Below are 19,730 nucleotides of genomic sequence, written 5' to 3'. Positions count from 1 at the left end.
CGGCGGTGACGGTCCCGGCCAGCGGGGCGTCGATGCGGGCGGCGGCGCCCGGGGCCAGGGCGACGTGGCCGGGCAGGCGCAACTCCGAGCCGCCGCCGCGCTGGACGCCGGTCAGGACGACGCCGGCGGCGGCCGCGTCCTGTTCGCTCAGGGCGACGAAGCCTTCGGGGGCTTCCTCGTCCGAATGGCCCTCTTCTTCGGCATGGGCGTCGGCGGTCGGGGGCGAATCGAACAGGCGGGCGGCGCCGAATCCGACGCCGAGGGCGACGACGACGGCGGCGCCGGTCATCAGCCAGTGTTTGCGGGTGGTCATGGATGTCCTCGATGGGCCCGCGGGCGCGCACAGGGCGGCGCGATCCGGCGCGGGCCGGGCGTCTGATCAGGATGAGGGGAGGACGCGCCGGAGAGCGGCGCGCCGGATCAGGCGCGTGGAGGACGCTCGAGGCCGTCAGGGGCCCGCAGCGGGGCGGCGGTCGAGGAGGCCCAGCGCAGGGCGTCGTGCGACTGGCCCATCAGGGCCAGCGGCGCGGCGGGGGTGTGGGGCGAGGCCACGTGCGGGGCGTGGCAGCAGCTGTGGCCGCAGGCGCCGACGCAATGCTCGCAGGCCGGATCCTCACAGGGCGGGGCGAGGGGTGAGGCGGCTTCCGCCTGAACGGCCTGGATGGACGCCCCGACCGGCTCGACGCAGGCCACCGCCGCGGCGGCGGGCCAGACCGCGCCCATGGCGAACAGCAGCACGGCCAGAAGGCCGACCTTGTTCATGAGGAGTTGCGCGCGCCGGAGCATGGGGCTGGCGTAGCACGGACTTGCGACGGAGTCGCGGGCGGGGTGTCGCGGGGGGGGAGCAAAACAAAAGGCCCGATCCGTGGGGATCGGGCCTCTGTTTAGTGGTGCCGCCGGGCAGGATTGAACTGCCGACCTCAGCCTTACCAAGGATGCGCTCTACCACTGAGCTACGGCGGCGAAGACCCGTCCGGGGACGGGTCAAACTCTTTCCGGACCGAACCCTGAGCGTCGCCGCCAGAGCGGCTCCACCGAGTTCGTTCGCGAGGAAGCGGCCCTATAGCCAACGTCGCGGCGGGGGGGAAGCCCTGATTTAAAAAAGTTCGCAGACCCTTGGATTTCCGCCGTGGAGAACGCCCGCGTTAACGGTGTCGGGGCCTTGCGCAATGCGGCGGGGCGCGGTCTGATCCGAGTCATGGACAAGCCCGCCGCCACCGCTCCCGAAGCCGCGACCGCCCCGGAGGTCATTCCTTCGGCCGCGCCCGCGCCGGTGAAGCCCGCCGCCGAGGTCGCCGCGCCGGCCGCGCCCGTCGAGGCGGCCGAGCGGGCCAAGGCCGAGAAGGCCCTGCGTCTGGCCAAGGCGCTGCGCGACAACCTGCGCCGCCGCAAGGTCGCGGCGAAGCCTGCAAGACCGAGCAACTGAAGTTCATCGGATCGGCCGTTCGGACGGCCTTTCGCTGACCCCGTCGATCGCGCTAGATAATCGACCCGCCGAAGCCCCCCGCTCCGGCCTGCAAGAGACGACATGGACAGCATCGCCATCACCGGCGGCGCCCAGCTGAACGGGGTGATTCCCGTCAGCGGCGCCAAGAATTCCGCCCTCAAGCTGATGGCCGCCTCGATCCTGACGGATCAGCCGCTGCTGCTGACCAATATGCCGCGACTGGCGGACACGAAATTCCTGGGCAAGCTGCTGCAGGCCCTCGGCGTCGAGGTGACCGAGCGCGACGGCGCGAACGGGCAGGAGACCCTGTTCCACGGCGCGACCATCAGCTCGACCTTCGCCCCCTATGATCTGGTCCGCCAGATGCGGGCCAGCTTCAACGTGCTGGGGCCGCTGCTGGCGCGCACGGGCGAGGCCAAGGTCTCGCTGCCGGGCGGCTGCACCATCGGCGCGCGTCCGGTGGACCTGCACCTGCAGGCGCTGACCGCGCTTGGCGCCGAGATCGAGCTGGACGAGGGCTATGTCACCGCCCGCGCGCCGAAGGGCCTGAAGGGCGCCGAGATCGAGTTCCCGTTCGTCTCGGTCGGCGCGACCGAGCACGCCCTGCTGGCGGCGGTGATGGCTGATGGTGTCACGGTGCTGCGCAAGGCGGCGCGGGAGCCGGAGATCGGCGACCTGGCCCGCTGCCTGACCGCCATGGGCGCGAAGATCGAGGGCATCGACACCGACGTCCTGACCATCACCGGCGTGGCCTCGCTGGGCGGGGCCGAATGGTCGGTGATTCCGGACCGGATCGAGATGGGCTCCTATGCCGTCGCCGCCGCCATGGCCGGGGGCGAGGTGCGCCTGACCAAGGCCCGCCCGGAGCTGATGACCGCCCTGACCGAGAAGATGGTCGCCGCCGGCGTCGAGGTCAGCCCGACCGAGGACGGGGTGATCGTGAAGCGCGATCCCAAGCAGCGCCTGCGCGCGGTCAACCTGGAGACCGAGGTCTATCCGGGCTTCGCGACCGACCTGCAGGCGCAGTTCATGACGCTGATGACCACGGCGGAGGGTGAAAGCACCATCCGCGAGACCATCTTCGAGAACCGCTTCATGCACGCGCCGGAGCTGGCGCGACTGGGCGCCGACATCCACGTCCACGCGGGCGAGGCGGTGGTGAAGGGCGTCGAGGTCCTGCACGGCGCGCCGGTGATGGCGACCGACCTGCGGGCCTCGGTGAGTCTGGTCATCGCCGGACTTGTCGCGCAGGGTGAGACCACGGTCGGCCGCGTCTATCATCTGGATCGCGGTTTCGAGCGTTTGGAAGAGAAGCTGGGCGCCTGCGGCGCGAACATCCGGCGGATCACAGGCGAGACGCATGAGCACTGAAGCCGACGGCGTGGTGGACGAAAAGGCGATCAAGTCGCCGATGGAGCCCCTGCGCCTTCTGGCTGAGGACGCCGACGACCTCCACATCATCTCGGTGGCCCTGCAGGACGCGATCATGCGTCCGGTGGACATCGTCTGGGAGCGCAACGCCCGCCTGCTGACCGTGACCCTGAGCCGGTTCTGCTGGGAATGCGGCGGGACGCGGGTGATGGCCGCCATGCAGTTCGGCGACGTGATCGCGGTGAAGAGCCGCCGCCTGCCGCGCGGGCCCGAGAGCGCGCTGGAGCTGCTGGCCATGCATTTCGAGCCGGGCGAGGCGCCGGGCGGACGGATCATCCTGATGTTCGCCGGGGGCGGGGACCTGCGGGTCGACGTCGAATGCCTGGACGCGGTGCTGACCGACCTGTCGGAGCGCTGGCCCGCCCGGATGGCGCCGACGCATCTGGAAGGCTCGGCCGAGGCGGCGCTGAACGGGATGAGCGCCTCGTGAGCGATCATCGGCTGGCTTCCATCGACCTGGACGCGACGTCCCTGCCGGCGGCCTCGGCCGAGATCGAGCATGAGCGGCGCGTGGCTATCTTCGACCTGGTGGAAAAGAACAGCTTCGAGCCCGCGGGCGCCGCGGGCGGGCCCTATGCGCTGAAGCTGTCGTCGCAGGACGGGCGGCTGGTGTTCGACATCGCCGGACCGCAGTTCACCCGGGCGCACGGCCTGTCGATGTCGCCGCTGAACAAGACCATCAAGGACTACATCGACATCTGCGACAGCTACTACGAAGTGCTGCGCGGGACCGACGTGTCCAAGATCGAGGCCATCGATATGGGCCGCCGCGGCCTGCACAACGAAGGCGCCGAACTGCTGAAGTCGCGCCTGGACGGCAAGATCGCCCTCGACCACGAGACGGCGCGGCGGCTGTTTACGCTGGTGACGGCGTTGTATCGGCGCTGACGCGGCGAGGGTCGAGGGGCGAGATTCGAGGGTCGAGGCGGTTCGGGTATGGACCGGTTTCGCCCTCGACCCTCGACCCCCGACCCTCACCCGCCTCGACTACCGCCGCATTTTGGGGCATATGGCCGCTCCTTCGGCGTGCGCTGCCGCCCGGCGCGCGTCGTTTACTCGTATCCAACGGGCGTGAGAGGCCGCATGGCTAAGGAAGAACTGCTCGAGTTTCCCGGCGTCGTCAGCGAACTGCTGCCGAACGCGACGTTCCGCGTGACGCTCGAGAACGACCACGAAATCATCGCCCACACCGCGGGCAAGATGCGCAAGAACCGCATCCGCGTGCTGGCCGGCGACAAGGTGCTGGTCGAAATGACGCCCTATGACCTGACCAAGGGTCGTATCACCTACCGCTTCAAGTAAGGGCAGGCTCAGGTGAGCCGCCCTGAATTGGTGCTGGCTTCGGCCAGCCCGCGCCGCGTGGAACTGCTGGCGCTGGTCGGGATCAAGCCCGACCGAATCGAACCCGCCGATATCGACGAGACCCCGCTGGCCGGCGAGACGCCGCCGCGCCTCGCCGCGCGTCTGGCCGTCGGCAAGGCGGGCGTGGTCGCGGAGCGGGCGCCGGACGCGATCGTGCTGGCCGCCGACACCGTGGTGTCCGTGGGCCGCCGATTCCTGGAGAAGGCCGCCGACGAGGCGGAGTGCGTGCGCTTCCTGAAGCTGCTCTCGGGGCGGGGGCACCGGGTCTATACCGGCGTCGCCGTGGCCAAGGGCGGTCAGGTGCGCCACCGGGTCGTGGAGACGCGGGTTACCTTCAAGGTCCTGTCCGACGCCGAGATCGCCGACTACGTCGCCTCGGGCGAATGGAAGGGCAAGGCCGGGGGCTACGGCATCCAGGGCCGGGCCGGGGCCTTCGTGACCCGGCTGGTCGGCAGCTATCCGGCGGTCATGGGCCTGCCGCTGTATGAAAGCGTGAACCTGCTGCAGGGCGCAGGTTATCGGGGCATGGGCTACCGCTCGTGACGGTCGAGGTCTTCCTCGACGATACGCCCGGCGAACTGCGGGCGGTGGTCGAACGGAACGGCCGCGCCGAACACATTCTTATAGAGAGGGACGACGAGGCCCCGCAGACGCGCCCGGGCGCGCGCGTGCTGGCGCGGGTCAGACAGGCCGCGCCGGGGCTGAGGGGCGTCTTCCTGGATCTGGGCGGGGGGCATGAAGCCTTCATGCCGGTGAAGGGCGATGCGCCGGGCGTCGGGGCCAAGCTCGAGGTCGAGATCACCGCCGGCGCGCGCGAGCAGAAGGCGCCGGTGGCGCGCCGGATCGGAGCCGGGGAGGGGGAGGTCCGCCTGCTGGCCGCCGCGCCGTCTCTTATGGAATCGCTGGAGCGGCTGTCGCCGGGCGCGGAGATCGTCACCGGACGCGAGGCCATCGAGGCCGGCTGGCGCGCGGTGGACGAGGCGCAGGCGCCGGCCGCGCTGCCGGGCGGACTGGTGCATGTGCAGCGGACGCGGGCGATGATCACGGTCGACGTCGACCTGAACGCCCACGACATGGGCCGGGCCCGGCCGCGGGACGAGACGAATCGTCTGGCCCTGCGCGAGGCGGCGCGGCTGATCCGCCTGAATCGCTGGGGCGGGCTGGTCGCGATCGACCTGATCGGGACCCAGCTGGACGGGCAGGTGATTCTGAAGGCGGCCAGAGCGGCCTTCGGCGGCGATCCGGCGGTGGTCATCGGGCCGGTGAACCGCTTCGGCGTGCTGATGGTGTCCCTGCCCTGGCGGGAGACCCCGCTGGAGGAGATCCTGTACGCCGATCCGCGGGCGCGACGTTTCCGTCCGGCGCAGCTGGCGCAGGAGGCGGCGCGGCGGCTGCGCTTCGCCCTGCTGGAGGACACGACCCGGCCGCGGGTGGCGCTGCGCTGCGGGCCGGGGCTGGCCGCGCGGGCCGCGCCGCTGGTGGCGGAACTGGGCCCCCGCGCCCATCTGAAGCCTGACGCCGCCCTGGGGGACGGCGACTTCATCATCGAGACCGAGTGACCATGGCGACCTGTCCGATCTGCACGCGCGCGCCCGCGGACCCCAAGTACAAACCCTTCTGCTCCAAGCGCTGCGCGGACGTGGACCTGCAGCGCTGGTTCACCGGCGGCTACGCCATTCCGGTGCGGGACGACGAGCCCACCGACGACGGCGAACGCAGTCCTTTCAAAGAAGACTGAGAGAGGCGCTTGCCACCGGGGAACGGCTTGTCTATAGACCCCGCTCCCTCGCTTCGGCGCGGCGCCCGGGTAGCTCAGTTGGTAGAGCAGCGGATTGAAAATCCGCGTGTCGGTGGTTCGAATCCGCCCCCGGGCACCATCTCCTCCGGAGATGGGGCCCGTCTCCTTGAAGCGTCAGGTTCGAACGCAGTTCGAACCTGGGCACCATCTCCTCCGGAGATGGCTCTCATCTCTTCCGAAGATGTGCTTTTTCCCCCTCAGGACTAATCCCTACCGTCGGCCCCGGCTGCGGCGTTTTCGCGCGTCTGCGCCACGGGCAGGGGGCTGTTCCCGCGACAGTGAAATCTATCAGCGATAGGTGTGATCAACCCCGTTCACACAGGTTAACGGGTCGCCTCGTCTCACTGTGGGGACAACCGAGAAATGAAATTGCATTGTGCGGTGCAATATTCCAAAATTATGATCCGCATACCCCCGCAAGGGGTCGAACATTCTGCCCAACCATCACGAAATTGACGCTTTCGACCTGAAACTTCGACAGTGAACGCGCGCGCTCTCCCCCGAGGGGAAAAGCGGCGTTGCGCACTTGACGCTCTGGTATGCGTTCGCCAAAGGAGCTTGACCGCTTTCCTTTGCGAGCGGCCGGGAGGGGTTGGGAAAACGGTTTCCCAAGGCCTGTCGACACCGCCCCGGGAGCCGTATGGCAACCGGAAGCGTTCAGGAGGCGTTCCGTAAATCGGGGTTCTGTGAATCCCTGAGTTGCGGGCGAGATTTTCATCGGGGGCCGGCCGCCAGATTGGCCGTCTCCCTGGGTTCCACGAGTCAGACCAAAGCAGGAACTGGCGAACTATGCTCGATATCAAAAAGACCAACATTCTTCTGGCCATGGCCGGCGCCGCCGTCCTGATGGCCGGTTCGCCGGTCCTCGCGCAGGAAACTGCGGCTCCGGCCCCGGCGGCCTCGACCGCCGCTCCGGCCGCTGAAGCCGCCGCGACCCCGGCTCCGGCCGCGGAAGCCGCTCCGGCCGCCGAAGAACCCGCCGCTGAAGGCGGCGCCCACAAGCTGACCGTCGCCTCCATGTTCATGGAAGCGGACATCGTCGTTAAGGTCGTCATGATCGGCCTGGTCCTGGCGTCGGTGTTCTCGTGGACGCTGCTGCTCATCAAGCTGTTCGAGTTCGGTTCGCTGAACCGCACCACCGACCGCTTCCTGGAATCGTTCCGCGGCGCCCGCACCATCGCTGACATGCGCAAGGTCGCCACCTCGGACGAGTTCGAAGGCAACCCGCTGGCCGACATGGCCGCCGCGGCCACCGACGAAATCGAACTGTCGCGCCAGGCCGGCCTCTCGGTCACCGGCGAGCACTCCGACTCGGCCCTGCTCCGCGCCCAACAAGCCGTCTCGGCGGTTCAGTCGGGTCTGGCCAAGCGCCTGTCGGGCGGCCAGCAGTTCCTGGCCTCGGTCGGTTCGACCGGTCCGTTCATCGGTCTGTTCGGCACCGTGTACGGCATCATGAACTCGTTCATCGGTATCGCGAACACCAACACGACCAACCTGGCCGTCGTTGCCCCGGGTATCGCTGAAGCCCTGCTCGCCACCGGTATCGGCCTCTTCGCCGCTATCCCGGCGGTTATCTTCTACAACTACTTCAACACCCGCATCGCCGCGTACGGCACCCGTTCGGACGGCTTCAACGCCGAGCTGATCAACGCCATCTCGCGTAACCTCGACAAGGGAGCGTAACCCGCATGGCCGCCAAACTTTCAGGCGGCGGCGGCGGTAAGTACGCCATCGAGCAGAACTCGGACATCAACGTTACGCCTTTCGTTGATATCATGCTGGTTCTGCTCATCATCTTCATGGTGGCGGCTCCGCTCGCCACCGTGTCGGTGGAGGTGAAACTGCCGGCCGCGGTCGCGAAGCCCCAGCAGAACCCGCCCAAGCCGTTCTATGTGTCGATCCAGAACAACGGAACGGCCTACATCGGTGACGACGCGGTGGACATCACCTCGGTCGGGGCTGAACTGGCGAAGCTGATCGGCAACAAGCCGCCGTCGGATGAGCGTATCTTCATCCGTGCGGACCAGCAGACCCGGTATGGTGACTTCATGCAGGTCATGAACTCGCTCCAGGATCACGGTTTCTACTCCGTGGCTCTGGTCGGCGAAGACCAGTCGACCCAGTAAGGAGACGGTGAATCATGACTGACGTTGAATATCACCGCAGCCACTACGACCCGCCGCGCAAGAAGGGCTTCCTCGGGGTTCCCCCGGCGGTGCTCATCACCAGCCTGCTGGTCGTGACCTTCCTGTTCACCCTGCTGGCCATCTACTTCGTCAACATGCAGTTCAAGCTGCGTGAAGTGCGGTACTCCGACGACGCCGTGGACGTGGAGATCATCGAGCCGATCGAGGAGCCTCCGCCCCCGCCGCCGCCGCCGCCGACCAACGAGCCCCCGCCGCCCAAGCTGCAGGTGCGCGTCCCGGCGACGATCCCGACCAACGTTCCCGTCCCGCCGGTGGAAACCCCGCCGACGAAGAAGGAAGACCGGATCGAGAACACGGCTCCGCCGGTGGTCACGACCACGCCGCCGCAACCGGCCCCCGTGCCGGCCCCGCCGCGGCCTTCGGTCATCACGCGCCCGTCCTGGACGCGCCAGCCCTCGCCGGAATTCCCGGAACGGGCCCTGGCTCGCGGGATTGAATCGGGTCGCGTGACGCTGAACTGCCTGGTGAACCCGAACGGCAGCATGTCGGACTGCAACATCGTGTCGGAAGATCCGGCCGGTGCAGGCTTCGGCGCCGCCGCTCTGGCCGCCGCCCGACGCGCACGGCTTTCGCCGCAAACCGTCGACGGCGCCGCCCAAGGCGCCCGGGTCAACTTCACGACCCGCTTCGTTCCGCCCGCCGAGTAATCGGTCAGGCCCAGAACTGACAGAACGCCCCGGGACCTCGTCCCGGGGCGTTTTTGTTTGTCCGCGGGACGAGGGTTATCTCGGGTTGTAATTTGTGATTACCATGAGTTGACAAGCGCGAAGTCGGACTCTCCTATGGTTGTGCAGGATGTTCTGCAGAACCGGAGATTACCCATGACGAAGCTTCGCCTCATCGCCGCCGCCGCCCTCGCGGCCTGCGCGTTCGCCGCTCCGGCCGGCGCCGTCGGTTACCAGCAGCAGTTCGAAATCACCTACGAGCCGCAGGAATGTCCGGCCGGCTACATGCAGGAGATCGTCTATTCCTGCACCTCGGACCGCCAGTGCGTCCTCATCGGCTACACCTGCACCCCCGGCTGACCCTCCGACCCGTCGGAACGGAGCGCCCCGGGGAGAGGTCCCCGGGGCGTTTCTGCTTTCGGGGGCGGATGGGGCGGGGTTTGGGCTGCTTGCCGGACCGGCGGCGCGGGCAAGTGATCAGTGGACAGTGGTTCGTGGATGACAGGGCCCAAGGCCCGGGAGCACCGACCGAAGACCCGGCCACCCACCAACCACTGTCCACTAGCCACTTTCCGGACTGTGCGTCGAAGGCGTCGCAGGCCCGAACGCCCTTGCCCGGGAGCCTTTCCCGGCGGATGACGTTTCCTTCGGCCAAGCTTCCCGGAGGAGAGCCCAGATGAAACGCCCCGTCCTGATCACCCTCGCGGCCGCCGTGGCCCTTTCGACCGGCGCGGCAGGCTGCGCCTACAACGACACCCTGGGCCGCAACCAGTTCCTGATCGTGGACGACAGCGCCCTGATCCAGCAGGCGGACGCCGCCTGGGCCGAAGCGTTGAGGACCCAACGGACCTCGAACGACGCGGCCTCGCTGGCCCGCATCAAGCGGGTGGGCGACCGGATCGTGGCCGCGGCGGGCCTGTCCGGCCAGCGCTGGGAGTACTCCCTGTTCGTCAGCGACGCGCCGAACGCCTTCGTCCTGCCGTCCGGCAAGATCGGGGTGACGACCAGCCTGCTGGCGCTGGTCCGCAACGATGACCAGCTGGCCGCCGTGCTGGGCCATGAGGTCGGCCACGTCGTCGCCCGCCACGCCGCCGAGCGTTATTCGACCAGCGCCGCCACCAGCGTGGTGCTGAGCGGCGTCCAGGGCGTGGCCGGGGACTACGGCCAGGCGGCGGGCGCCATCGGCGGTCTGGGGGCCCAGCTGGGCGTGCTGCTGCCGTTCTCGCGCCGGGATGAGCTGGAGGCCGACCGGCTGGGCGTCGACTACATGCACGCGGCCGGGTTCCGCCCGAGCGAATCCATCGCCCTGTGGCGTCTGATGCAGCAGCAGCGGCAGGGCTCGACCCCCGAGTTCGCCTCGACCCACCCGTCGGACAGCACCCGCATCGCCCAGCTGGAGCAGTACATCGCCAGCCGCGGCTGGAGCTGACGGCGGCTCCGCCGCCTGAGGGATTAGGGATTAGGGATTAGGGTGTTTGGGGCTGTTCGCACAGCGGCGGACTCGTCGCCAATGCACCTAATCCCTAATCCCTAGTCCCTAATCCCTCTCTTCGCCCTTGATCCCCCGGAGCGACGCAGCTAAAGACGCCGCTCGCGCGGATATGTGCAGCCTTAGCTCAGTTGGTTAGAGCGCCGGTTTGTGGAGCCGGAGGTCCTCAGTTCAAACCTGAGAGGCTGTACCATCGCCTTCCACGCTTTCCCCCCAGAAGCAGTTTTGGTCTCTGACGCGCGGTCTGCGCGTGGGAAGTGATTGGTGGTTAGTGATTAGTGGGTGGCTGGCTCGGCCGCCTGTGGTCGCCGCCGTCGCGCCCATGCCCGCGGCATCGATCCACTAATCACCAATCACTAATCACTTGCCCGGCTGCGTCCTGACGGGCGTAAGCTCAGCTCTATGAGCAACCCCGCCGCCCAACCCCTCTGGGACCCCCAGCAGTATAGCCGGTTCGAGGCCGAGCGGGATCGGGCGGCGCTGGATCTGCTGTTGCGGCTGCCGGGCGACCTGGAGCCGCGTACGATCGTCGACCTGGGCTGCGGGACCGGGCAGCACGCGGCGCTGCTGAAGCGGCGGCATCCGGCGGCGACGGTGACCGGGCTGGATTCCAGCGCGGCCATGCTGGAGCAGGCGAGGGCGCTGGGCGCGGATGTGGACTGGGTGCAGGCCGATCTGGCGACGTGGACGCCCGACGAGGCGCCGGACCTGATCTTCGCCAACGCCTCGCTGCAGTGGCTGCCGGACCATCGGACCCTGCTGCGGCGGCTGACGGGGCTGCTGGCGCCCGGTGGCGTCATCGCGGTGCAGATGCCGCTGGCCTGGGACACGCTGCACTACCGGACGATGCGGGCGGTGATGGCGGAGGGGCCGTGGGCGGGCGGGATCTCGGACCGCGAGACGATCCAGGCCCTGCTGGACCCGGCGGATTATTACGATGTGCTGGCCGAGGCCTGCGGGGACGTGGATGTCTGGTCCACCACCTATCTGCACGCCCTGACCGGGCCGGACGCGGTGCTGGAGTGGATGAAGGGCACGGCGTTGCGGCCCCATCTGACGGCGCTGGCGGGGGAGCCCGCTATGCGGGACGCTTACCTTTCGGCGCTTTCCGACGCCCTTTCGAAGGCGTTTCCGCGTCGTCCGGACGGGGTGACCCTGCTGCCGTTCCCGCGTCTGTTCCTGATTGCGCGGCGACCAGGCGGCGACGACGCAGGCCGGTGACCGGACCGTCCAGCACCGCCAGCTCGGCGGCCATGGCGCGATAGCCCGCATCGACGGCGGGGGCGTAGGCCTTCCAGTCGCGGATATCCACGCCGTCGGGCGTCGGCTGGACCAGAATGTCGACAATGCCGCGCGAACGCTCGATCTCGGCGTCCGAGGTCAGGGTGGCCGAGCGCATCATGATGGAGACGATGGGCGGGCCGCGCCGCCAGGCGCCGGTGGCCAGCAGCCGCCAGATCGAGGGCGGATGCTCGATCATGTGCGGATCGACGCCGCGCGCCTGCGACATGTCGATGCCGATGACCGGCCCGGCGTTCATCTGGCGCATCACCTCGGCGGGCAGGTTGTTCAGCACGGCGCCGTCGACCAGCACCTGACGGTCCAGCACCACGGGCGGCAGGAGACCCGGAATGGCGATGGTGGCGCGCATGGCCCGGCGCATGCGGCCGCGCCGGTGCACCTCGATCCGGCCGGAGGTGAGATTGGTCGAGACCGCGAAGAAGGGCAGGTGCAGGTCGGCCAGATCGACCTCGCCGTAGGCGGCCTCCAGCAGCTTGTCGACCTTCTTCGCCCGGCTCATGGCCAGCATGGGGAAGGTGATGTCGCTGAGCGGGTCGCTGTCGACGAAGGAGCGGCGGATGCGGTCTTCCAGCTCTTCCAGCGTCCAGCCCATGGCCGGGCCGGCGGCGACCACGGCGCCCATGGAGGCGCCGCCGACGAAGTCGACCGGGACGCCCGCTTCCCGCAGGGCCCGGAGGGCGCCGATGTGGGCGTAGGCGCGGGCGCCGCCGCCGGACATGACCACCCCGACCGCCGTGCCGGTGATGACCCGGGCGATCCGCCCGGCGTCGGCGGCGTCGCCTTCCATCGCCTGGAACCAGCGGCCCGGCTGGACCGCGTCGAGCCAGACGGAGGTGTTGTGCGGCCGGGCCATGCGCGGATCGCGCAGCAGGATCAGGTCGGTCCGGCGCTGGGCGTCCAGCACCCCGGCGTGGGGCAGGGGGCGGTTGGGCGGAGCCAGCAGGCACTGGCCGACGACGAACAGGCGATCCACCTGACGGGCGCACAGGGCGGCCCAGGCCGGCTCGTCGGCCTCGGCGACGTAGAGGACGAAGTCGTGGGAGTCCTCGACCCGGCTGAACCACTCCGCGGCGGAGGACAGGGCCGAATGGTCGATGACCTGACAGGTGAAGCCCTCGGCCTCGATGGCGGCGGCGACGCGCTCGACGAAGGCGCGGATGGGGCGGGGGCGGGCGGAGATGAAACCGAAGACGCTGGGCTCGCCGCCGCCTGACCGGCGGTCGCGGGCGCGCTGGATCATCAGGCGCGACAGCTCGACCATCAGGTCCGGCTCGGTGCGGGCGGCCTCGAAGAAGGCGTCGCGGGGCAGGGCCAGCACTTCGGAATCGCGCAGGGCCACCACGTCGGCGGTGTGCGGGCTGCCGGCCAGCATGGCCATCTCGCCCGCCGGTTCGCCAGGGCGGATGACGCCGACGAACTGGGGCGGCTGGTCATTGGCCTCGCGCCGGAAGACGCCCAGACGACCCGAGCGCAGCAGGTAGAGGGTGTCGGAGGGATCGCCCTCGGCGAACAGGGTCTCGCCGCCCGTCAGCGCGAACCAACTGGCCGGGGTGTTGCGGCCGCTCTCGAAGATGCGGTGCAGGGCGTCGGAGAGCCGGTCGGAGCGGACGGGGGGCATGTGTGAGGGGCGGGGGTCGAGGGGCGAGGGTCGAGGAGGGTTAGACCAGCTTCGCTTTAAACGGGGAAGGGGCTGAGCGGTTCAGTGTTCGCGCCTCGACCCTCGCCCCTCGACCCTCGACCCTACCAGGCTCCCAGCTCCCGAAGCTCCCGCGCCAGGTCGTCGGGCAGGTCGGAGGCGTCGGCGGTCGTGAGGTCGGCGGGGGCGTCCTTGGCTTCAAGATAGCGCCAGCCCTGGAAGGGGCGGCGGGCGAGGGGGGCGGTGCGGATGACGCGGGGCTCGAGCGTGATCTCGCAGCGGCTCTGGCCGCCTTCGCCCAGGGTGGTGATGTCGAGGATCGGCTGGCGGCAGAGGACCGCGCCCTTGATGACCCAGTAGAGGGAGCCGCCGTCCTCCATCTCGGCCGCGCGCTTGGGCGTCATGCGGGTGTGGACGATGAGCGGCTGGCCGCCCTCGGCGCGCCGCTCCAGCCATTCGACCTCGGAGACGCCGACGCAGAGCTTGATCATGTGCAGGGGCATGGACCTGCATATGGGCCGGTGCATCGTTCCGCACCAGCGCGGATGGCAAGTGATTGGTGGATAGTGGTTAGTGGATGACCGGGTCTTGCGGTTCGCGTGCGCCGTTCGAGGTCCCGACCACCCACCAACCACTAATCACCAACCACTTTTCCGGCGCCGCCTCCTGCCGTTTTCGCGCGAGGCCGGGCGGATGGTCCGGTGATCGGTGTTAACCTGAATCTCCGTAGTTTCCCTGTGAAGACAATGGGTTCGCGAGGGCGTACAAGCCTCCCTCACGGAAGGCGACGCGATGTACGGATTGATCAGCCGGATGACGGCCAGAGCCGGTCTGCGGGACGCGCTGACGGCGATCCTGCTGGAGCGGGTGGCGCTGGGGATGCCCGGCTGCCTCGGCTATGTGGTCGCCCACGACACGGCGGATGCGGACGGCATCCGGGTGACCGAGGTCTGGATCAGCGAGAACGCCCACCGCGACGCGCTGGCGGTTCCGGAGACCAAGGCCGTGCTGCAGCAGGCCCTGCCCCTGATCGCCACCTTCGAGGATGCGACGGTGACGACCCCGGTGGGCGGTCTGGGGCTGGACTGAGGGCCTAGCGGGCCGCGGCCGTCATGGCGCGCCCCATCTCCTGCATCTCGCGACCGCAGCGGGCGCGGTTGGCCTCAAGCTCGGCCAGCGGCTCGGTCTGGATGTAGGTCAGCAGGCGCTGGACCCAGTCGGTCTGCGGCGTGCGGCCCTGCAGGCGGCCGTAGTAGAAGAAGACGCCCGCGGTCAGCTTGGTGCGGCTGAGTTCGTCCGTGGCGGCGCCGACCAGCATGGTGATGATGGCCATGCACTGGACGTCGGCGCGGTCCTCGGGCCGGAGGTCGGCCAGGGTGTCGGCCTGGGGGACCGGGGCGGTCGACAGGGCCAGGGCGGCGAAGGCGGCGGTCAGCGACATCAGGCTTGGCTCTCTGCGGGGGTGACGACGGCGAGGACGACGCCCTCGCCGACCTGTTCGCCGACGGCGACGGAGACGGTTTCGACCACGCCGTCGAACGGGGCGACCAGGGCGTGCTCCATCTTCATGGCTTCCAGCACGACGATCGGCGCGCCCTTGGCGATCGTGTCGCCGGCCTTGGTCGGGACGGCGACGATCTTGCCGGGCATGGGGGCGCGGAGCGAGCCGTCGGAGGCGGGACCGGAGGCGGCGCCAGCTTCGTAGCGCCACGGCTGAATCTCGAAGGCGTCGCCCTCGTGGAACAGAACCAGCGGAAGACCCAGTGTGCGGTTGAGCTGAGCGCCGTCGACGACGATCCGCGTCATATCGTCCTGCGCGATGGCTTCGGCGTCTCCCGCGCGGACCTTCCAGGCCAGCCTGTCTTTCCAGTGCGGAGCCTTCGCCTGAAGCATGTAGGCGTCGCCGTCGACCGGTTCGCCGTTGACGAGGAATTTGCGGTTGGCGCGTCGGGCGCCGTTCAGCCGGAGCCCGTGGGCGCCCGTCGTCGCACTCCAGACATCCGACTGCTCCCAGCCGCCGTCCTGAAGCAACGCCTCTTGGGCAAGGGCGAAGGCTCCGCCCTGACGAACGATGTCCGGAATCTGCCCGGCGGACAGAGTGTCGGCCTCCGCCGCGATGAAGCCGGTGTCCACGTCGCCTTCGACGAAACGCGGGTGCTCCAGACAGCGGACGAGGAAGCCCGCGTTGGTCTTGACCGGCCAGACCTGCACTTCGGCGCAGGCCTCGGCCAGATCGGCGGCGGCGTCCTCGCGGGTGTCGGCGTGGACGATCAGCTTTGCGATCATCGGGTCGTAGAACTGGCTGACCTCGCCGCCTTCCATCACGCCGGTGTCGACCCGGGCGGTGTAGGGCATGACGAAGTGATCGAGCTTGCCGATGCTCGGCAGGAAGCCGTTGGCGGGGTCCTCGGCGTAGAGGCGGGCCTCCATGGCCCAGCCGTTGATGCCGATGTCGTCCTGCTTCAGGGGGATGGGCTCGCCGGCGGCGACGCGGAACTGCCACTCGACCAGATCGACGCCGGTGATGGCTTCGGTGACCGGGTGTTCGACCTGCAGCCGGGTGTTCATCTCCATGAACCAGATGCGGTCGGCCTTCAGGCCGCTGGAGGCGTCGGCGATGAACTCGATGGTGCCGGCGCCCTGATAGTTCACGGCCTTGGCCGCGCGGACGGCGGCGGCGGTGACGGCCTCGCGGGTGGCGGCGTCCATGCCGGGGGCCGGGGCCTCCTCGATGACCTTCTGGTGGCGGCGCTGGAGCGAGCAGTCGCGCTCGTTCAGGTGGACGACCGTGCCGTGGCTGTCGCCGAAGACCTGTACCTCGATGTGGCGCGGGCGGGTGATGTAGCTCTCGATCAGGACGCGGGGGTCGCCGAAGGAGGACTGGCCCTCGCGGCGGGCCGAGGCCAGGCCGTCGGCGAAGTCCTCGGCGCGGTCGACCTTCTTCATCCCCTTGCCGCCGCCGCCGGCGACGGCCTTGATCAGGACCGGAAAGCCGATCTTGTTGGCTTCCGCCGTCAGGGTCTCGTCCGACTGGTCGTCGCCCTGGTAGCCGGGAGTGACGGGCACGCCCGCCTCGATCATCAGCTTTTTCGCGGCGTCCTTCAGGCCCATGGCGCGGATCGATTCCGGCTTCGGCCCGATCCAGATGATGCCCGCGGCGGCCACGGCCTCGGCGAAGTCGGCGTTCTCGGACAGGAAGCCGTAGCCGGGGTGGATGGCCTCGGCGCCCCTGTCCTTGGCGGCCTGAAGCACCTTCTCGGCGACCAGATAGCTCTCGCGCGCCGGGGCCGGGCCGATCAGCACGGCCTCATCAGCCTCGCGCACATGCAGGGCGTCGGCGTCGGCCTCGGAATAGACGGCGATGGTGCGGATCCCCATCGCGCGGGCGGTGCGGAAGACGCGGCAGGCGATCTCGCCACGATTGGCGACAAGGACGGATTTGAACATGGCGCGGTTGTAGTGCGGCGCGCGGCGGCGGGCTAGTGCGCCACGGTCGGTCGAGGGCGGAGCCCGGAAAGTGGCTAGTGGCTAGTGGCTAGTGGTTCGATGCCGCGAGCGCCGGCGTCAACGCGGCACGCGCCGGTGCTGACGCCGCCATCCACTAACCACTAGCCACAAACCACTTCCGACACCTCGATGTCGGAAAAGCGGGCTCCGTCAGAGCCCGCCGTTCCTGCCTCACTCAGCCCACTTGGGCGCGCGCTTCTCGAGGAAGGCGGCGACGCCTTCCTGGCCTTCGGCGCTGACGCGGGCGCGGGCGATGCGCTTGGCGGTTTCGTCCATCAGGCCGGTGTCGATCTTCTTGCCGACGACATCGTGGACCAGACGCTTGGCGTCGCCCATGGCGCCGGGGGCGTTGGCCGACAGGCTGTCGGTCAGCATGGAGATGAACTCGTCCACCGAGCCTTCCGGCAGGACCATGTCGATCAGGCCGGCGTGGGCGGCGTAGCTGGCGTCGAAGATGTTGGCGGTCAGGAACAGCTGGCGCGCGCGGCGGGCGCCGATGGCCTCGACCACATAGGGGGCGATGGTCGCCGGGATCAGGCCCAGCTTGACCTCGGAGAAGGCGAAACGGGCGCCCTCGACGGCCACGGCCATGTCGCAGGCGGCCACGATGCCGGCCCCGCCGCCCATGGCCGAGCCCTCGACGACGGCGCAGGTCAGGGCCGGAACCTCGTGCAGGGCCTTGAGCATCCGGGCCAGGCCCATGGCGTCGTCGCGGTTGTCGCTCTCGGACCAGCCGGCGGCGTCCTTCATCCAGCCCAGGTCGGCGCCCGCGCTGAACGTGCCGCCCGCGCCGCGGATGAAGACCAGCCGCACATGGTCGGCGCCGTGCAGGGTCTCGAAGGCCTCGCGCAGGGCGCCGATGACGGCGGCGTCGAAGGCGTTGCGCTTCTGCGGACGGTTGATGGTGACGAAGACCACGCCGTCGGCGGTGGCGTCGATCTGGACCAGATCATCGTTCGCATCCGGCGCCGGATCGGCGACCAGCGGATGGGCGATGCTGTTGATCTCGGCGGCCTCGGCGTCGGTGATGTCGAGGGCGTCTTCGGGTTGGGTGTCGGTGGGCTTTTTGTCGGTCATGGGAGCCTAACGCTTGAAGCTTGGATAGGGATTACATCCGGAACACGCCGAAGGTCGTCTCCGGGATCGGGGCGTTCAGGCTGGCGCTGATGGCGAGGCCGAGGACGTCGCGGGTCTGGGCGGGGTCGATGACGCCGTCGTCCCAGAGGCGGGCGGAGGCGTAGTAGGGGTTGCCCTCGTCCTCGTACTTCTGACGGACCGGGGCCTTGAAGGCTTCGGCCTGTTCGGGCGTCCAGCTGTCGGCGTCGCGGTGGACGGTGGCGAGGACGCTGGCGGCCTGTTCGCCGCCCATGACGCTGATCCGGCTGTTGGGCCAGGTGAAGAGGAAGCGCGGGCTGTAGGCGCGGCCGCACATGCCGTAGTTGCCGGCGCCGAAGCTGCCGCCGATCAGGACGGTGAATTTGGGCACTTCAGCGCTGGCCACGGCGGTGACCAGTTTGGCCCCGTGCTTGGCGATGCCCTCGGCCTCGTATTTGCCGCCGACCATGAAGCCCGAGATGTTCTGCAGGAACAGCAGCGGGATCTTCCGCTTGCAGGCCAGTTCGATGAAGTGGGCGCCCTTCTGGGCGCTTTCCGAAAACAGGACGCCGTTGTTGGCGAGGATGGCGACCGGATAGCCCCAGATACGGGCGAAGCCGCAGACGAGGCTGGTCCCGTAGAGCGCCTTGAACTCGTCCAGCTCCGAGCCGTCGACGATGCGGGCGATGACCTCGCGCACGTCATAGGGGGCGCGGACGTCGTCGGGGATGACGCCGTACAGTTCTGACGCGTCGTAGGCGGGAGCCTTGGGCTCGCGCACGTCCAGATCGACCTTCTTGATCGTGTTCAGATTGGCGACGATGGAGCGGACGATCTCCAGCGCGTGCTCGTCATTCTCGGCGACATGGTCGACGACGCCGGACTTGCGGCCGTGGGTCTCGGCGCCGCCCAGTTCCTCGGCCGAGATGACCTCGCCGGTGGCGGCCTTCACCAGCGGCGGACCGGCCAGGAAGATGGTGCCCTGGTTGCGGACGATGACGGTCTCGTCCGACATGGCCGGGACATAGGCGCCGCCGGCGGTGCAGGAGCCCATGACGCAGGCGATCTGGGGGATCGACCTGGCCGACATGCGGGCCTGGTTGAAGAAGATGCGGCCGAAGTGGTCGCGGTCGGGGAAGACCTCGGCCTGGTGGGGCAGGTTGGCCCCGCCGGAATCCACCAGATAGACGCAGGGCAGGTTGTTCTGCTCGGCGATCTCCTGCGCCCGCAGGTGCTTCTTCACCGTCATCGGGAAGTAGGCGCCGCCCTTCACCGTCGGGTCGTTGGCGACGATCATCACCTCGCGGCCCGAGACCCGGCCGACGCCGCAGATCATGCCCGCGCCGGGCGCCTCGTCATTGTACATACCCCCGGCGGCCAGCTGGCCGACCTCGAGGAAGGGGGAGCCGGGATCCAGCAGGCGCTCGACGCGGTCCCGCGGCAGCAGCTTGCCGCGCGAGACGTGGCGGTCGCGGCTGGCGTCGGAGCCGCCGCGGGCGGCCTTGGCCACCTTCGCATACAGCTCGTCGCGCAGGGCGCGGTTATGGGCGTCCAGCGCCTTGAAGGCGGCGGACGAGGTGTCGATGGCGGACGTCAGCTTCGGCATGGGGGAGGTTTAGGCGTTGCATCGCGCCCTTGTCCACCGGACCCGGCGGCGCCAGATCAGGGGCAGGACGACGGTCGTCCCGAAGGAGCCTCCCATGAGCAAGATCGCCTTTATCGTCGGCAGCCTGCGCAAGGGCTCGCTCAACCGGCTGACCGCCGAGGCGCTGATCCGTTCGGCGCCCGAGG

General features: G+C 69.1%; 21 protein-coding genes, 3 tRNA genes and 2 pseudogenes. 17 read left to right on the top strand and 9 right to left on the bottom strand.

From position 1 onward, the window contains the following. From VGE03_RS10685 to VGE03_RS10675, 3 genes and pseudogenes are all read right to left on the bottom strand, one after another. Nucleotides 1–313 (bottom strand): annotated as a pseudogene (locus tag VGE03_RS10685) (efflux RND transporter periplasmic adaptor subunit); the annotation flags it as partial. A gap of 107 nt (nt 314–420) precedes the next feature. After that, nucleotides 421–762 carry a hypothetical protein gene (locus VGE03_RS10680; protein ID WP_331046460.1) on the bottom strand — a complete coding sequence of 114 codons (342 nt, stop codon included), beginning with the start codon at nt 760–762 and terminating at the stop codon, nt 421–423. 126 nt (nt 763–888) lie between these two features. Then, nucleotides 889–963 (bottom strand) — tRNA-Thr (locus VGE03_RS10675). A gap of 235 nt (nt 964–1,198) precedes the next feature. Here VGE03_RS10675 and VGE03_RS10670 point away from each other — a divergent pair. The 16 genes and pseudogenes from VGE03_RS10670 to VGE03_RS10595 all read left to right on the top strand — a co-directional run. Next, on the top strand, nt 1,199–1,426 hold the full coding sequence (locus VGE03_RS10670; RefSeq protein ID WP_331046459.1) for a hypothetical protein: 228 nt from the start codon (nt 1,199–1,201) through the stop codon (nt 1,424–1,426). Between the two features lie 102 nt (nt 1,427–1,528). Continuing rightward, nucleotides 1,529–2,818 (top strand): UDP-N-acetylglucosamine 1-carboxyvinyltransferase, encoded by a 1,290-nt coding sequence (gene murA, locus VGE03_RS10665; RefSeq protein WP_331046458.1) that lies wholly within the window; start codon nt 1,529–1,531, stop codon nt 2,816–2,818. Further along, nucleotides 2,808–3,308 carry a DUF2948 family protein gene (locus VGE03_RS10660; RefSeq protein WP_331046457.1) on the top strand — a complete coding sequence of 167 codons (501 nt, stop codon included), beginning with the start codon at nt 2,808–2,810 and terminating at the stop codon, nt 3,306–3,308. Before murA ends, VGE03_RS10660 begins: the two co-directional genes overlap by 11 nt. Further along, nucleotides 3,305–3,766 carry a UPF0262 family protein gene (locus VGE03_RS10655; protein ID WP_331046456.1) on the top strand — a complete coding sequence of 154 codons (462 nt, stop codon included), beginning with the start codon at nt 3,305–3,307 and terminating at the stop codon, nt 3,764–3,766. Before VGE03_RS10660 ends, VGE03_RS10655 begins: the two co-directional genes overlap by 4 nt. 195 nt (nt 3,767–3,961) lie before the next feature. Then, nucleotides 3,962–4,180: a translation initiation factor IF-1 gene (infA, locus tag VGE03_RS10650; protein WP_003164348.1), complete on the top strand. Its 219-nt coding sequence runs from the start codon at nt 3,962–3,964 to the stop codon at nt 4,178–4,180. Between the two features lie 12 nt (nt 4,181–4,192). Then, nucleotides 4,193–4,783, top strand: coding sequence for a nucleoside triphosphate pyrophosphatase (locus VGE03_RS10645; RefSeq protein WP_331046455.1), 591 nt, complete (start codon nt 4,193–4,195; stop codon nt 4,781–4,783). After that, complete coding sequence (locus tag VGE03_RS10640; protein ID WP_331046454.1) at nt 4,780–5,799, top strand: ribonuclease E/G; 1,020 nt, start codon at nt 4,780–4,782, stop codon at nt 5,797–5,799. The genes VGE03_RS10645 and VGE03_RS10640 overlap by 4 nt, the downstream gene beginning before the upstream one ends. A gap of 2 nt (nt 5,800–5,801) precedes the next feature. After that, nucleotides 5,802–5,978 carry a DNA gyrase inhibitor YacG gene (locus VGE03_RS10635; RefSeq protein WP_331046453.1) on the top strand — a complete coding sequence of 59 codons (177 nt, stop codon included), beginning with the start codon at nt 5,802–5,804 and terminating at the stop codon, nt 5,976–5,978. Nucleotides 5,979–6,041: 63 nt separating this feature from the next. After that, nucleotides 6,042–6,117: transfer RNA gene (locus VGE03_RS10630), tRNA-Phe, on the top strand. Between the two features lie 710 nt (nt 6,118–6,827). After that, nucleotides 6,828–7,721, top strand: a complete 894-nt coding sequence (gene exbB / locus VGE03_RS10625; protein WP_331046452.1) for a tonB-system energizer ExbB — start codon at nt 6,828–6,830, stop codon at nt 7,719–7,721. A gap of 5 nt (nt 7,722–7,726) precedes the next feature. Further along, complete coding sequence (locus VGE03_RS10620) at nt 7,727–8,164, top strand: biopolymer transporter ExbD (protein ID WP_331046451.1); 438 nt, start codon at nt 7,727–7,729, stop codon at nt 8,162–8,164. 14 nt (nt 8,165–8,178) lie between these two features. After that, on the top strand, nt 8,179–8,892 hold the full coding sequence (locus VGE03_RS10615; protein ID WP_331046450.1) for a TonB family protein: 714 nt from the start codon (nt 8,179–8,181) through the stop codon (nt 8,890–8,892). Between the two features lie 174 nt (nt 8,893–9,066). Beyond that, complete coding sequence (locus VGE03_RS10610) at nt 9,067–9,270, top strand: hypothetical protein (RefSeq protein ID WP_331046449.1); 204 nt, start codon at nt 9,067–9,069, stop codon at nt 9,268–9,270. A 316-nt stretch (nt 9,271–9,586) separates the two neighbouring features. After that, nucleotides 9,587–10,339, top strand: coding sequence for a M48 family metallopeptidase (locus tag VGE03_RS10605; protein ID WP_331046448.1), 753 nt, complete (start codon nt 9,587–9,589; stop codon nt 10,337–10,339). Nucleotides 10,340–10,515: 176 nt separating this feature from the next. Further along, nucleotides 10,516–10,592 (top strand) — tRNA-His (locus tag VGE03_RS10600). 209 nt (nt 10,593–10,801) lie between these two features. Beyond that, nucleotides 10,802–11,224, top strand: a pseudogene (locus VGE03_RS10595) (methyltransferase domain-containing protein); the annotation flags it as partial. A 253-nt stretch (nt 11,225–11,477) separates the two neighbouring features. Here the strand turns inward: VGE03_RS10595 and VGE03_RS10590 are convergent. Both VGE03_RS10590 and VGE03_RS10585 read right to left on the bottom strand, forming a co-directional pair. Then, entirely contained in the window at nt 11,478–13,319 is a 1,842-nt protein-coding gene (locus VGE03_RS10590) for a patatin-like phospholipase family protein (RefSeq protein WP_331046447.1), read from the bottom strand. A gap of 122 nt (nt 13,320–13,441) precedes the next feature. Further along, entirely contained in the window at nt 13,442–13,840 is a 399-nt protein-coding gene (locus tag VGE03_RS10585; protein WP_331046446.1) for a DUF1489 domain-containing protein, read from the bottom strand. 289 nt (nt 13,841–14,129) lie between these two features. Between VGE03_RS10585 and VGE03_RS10580 the strand changes: the two genes are divergently transcribed. Next, the gene (locus tag VGE03_RS10580; RefSeq protein WP_331046445.1) at nt 14,130–14,426 is read left to right on the top strand and encodes an antibiotic biosynthesis monooxygenase family protein; all 297 of its coding nucleotides are present in this window, start codon (nt 14,130–14,132) and stop codon (nt 14,424–14,426) included. 4 nt (nt 14,427–14,430) lie between these two features. Here the strand turns inward: VGE03_RS10580 and VGE03_RS10575 are convergent, their stop codons facing one another. The 4 genes from VGE03_RS10575 to VGE03_RS10560 all read right to left on the bottom strand — a co-directional run bounded on the left by VGE03_RS10575 (nt 14,431) and on the right by VGE03_RS10560 (nt 19,545). Then, complete coding sequence (locus VGE03_RS10575) at nt 14,431–14,778, bottom strand: hypothetical protein (protein ID WP_331046444.1); 348 nt, start codon at nt 14,776–14,778, stop codon at nt 14,431–14,433. Continuing rightward, nucleotides 14,778–16,784, bottom strand: coding sequence for an acetyl/propionyl/methylcrotonyl-CoA carboxylase subunit alpha (locus VGE03_RS10570; protein ID WP_331046443.1), 2,007 nt, complete (start codon nt 16,782–16,784; stop codon nt 14,778–14,780). Before VGE03_RS10570 ends, VGE03_RS10575 begins: the two co-directional genes overlap by 1 nt. Before the next feature lie 231 nt (nt 16,785–17,015). Further along, on the bottom strand, nt 17,016–17,921 hold the full coding sequence (locus VGE03_RS10565; protein ID WP_331046442.1) for an enoyl-CoA hydratase-related protein: 906 nt from the start codon (nt 17,919–17,921) through the stop codon (nt 17,016–17,018). Nucleotides 17,922–17,952: 31 nt separating this feature from the next. Then, the gene (locus VGE03_RS10560) at nt 17,953–19,545 is read right to left on the bottom strand and encodes a carboxyl transferase domain-containing protein (protein ID WP_331046441.1); all 1,593 of its coding nucleotides are present in this window, start codon (nt 19,543–19,545) and stop codon (nt 17,953–17,955) included. Nucleotides 19,546–19,730 lie beyond the last annotated feature (185 nt).

The sequence above is a fragment of the Brevundimonas sp. genome (genome assembly GCF_036400995.1).
Classification (GTDB): Bacteria; Pseudomonadota; Alphaproteobacteria; order Caulobacterales; family Caulobacteraceae; genus Brevundimonas.
The sequence above is the reverse complement of the archived record's forward strand: the minus strand, read 5'-3'. Positions and strand labels throughout refer to the sequence as shown.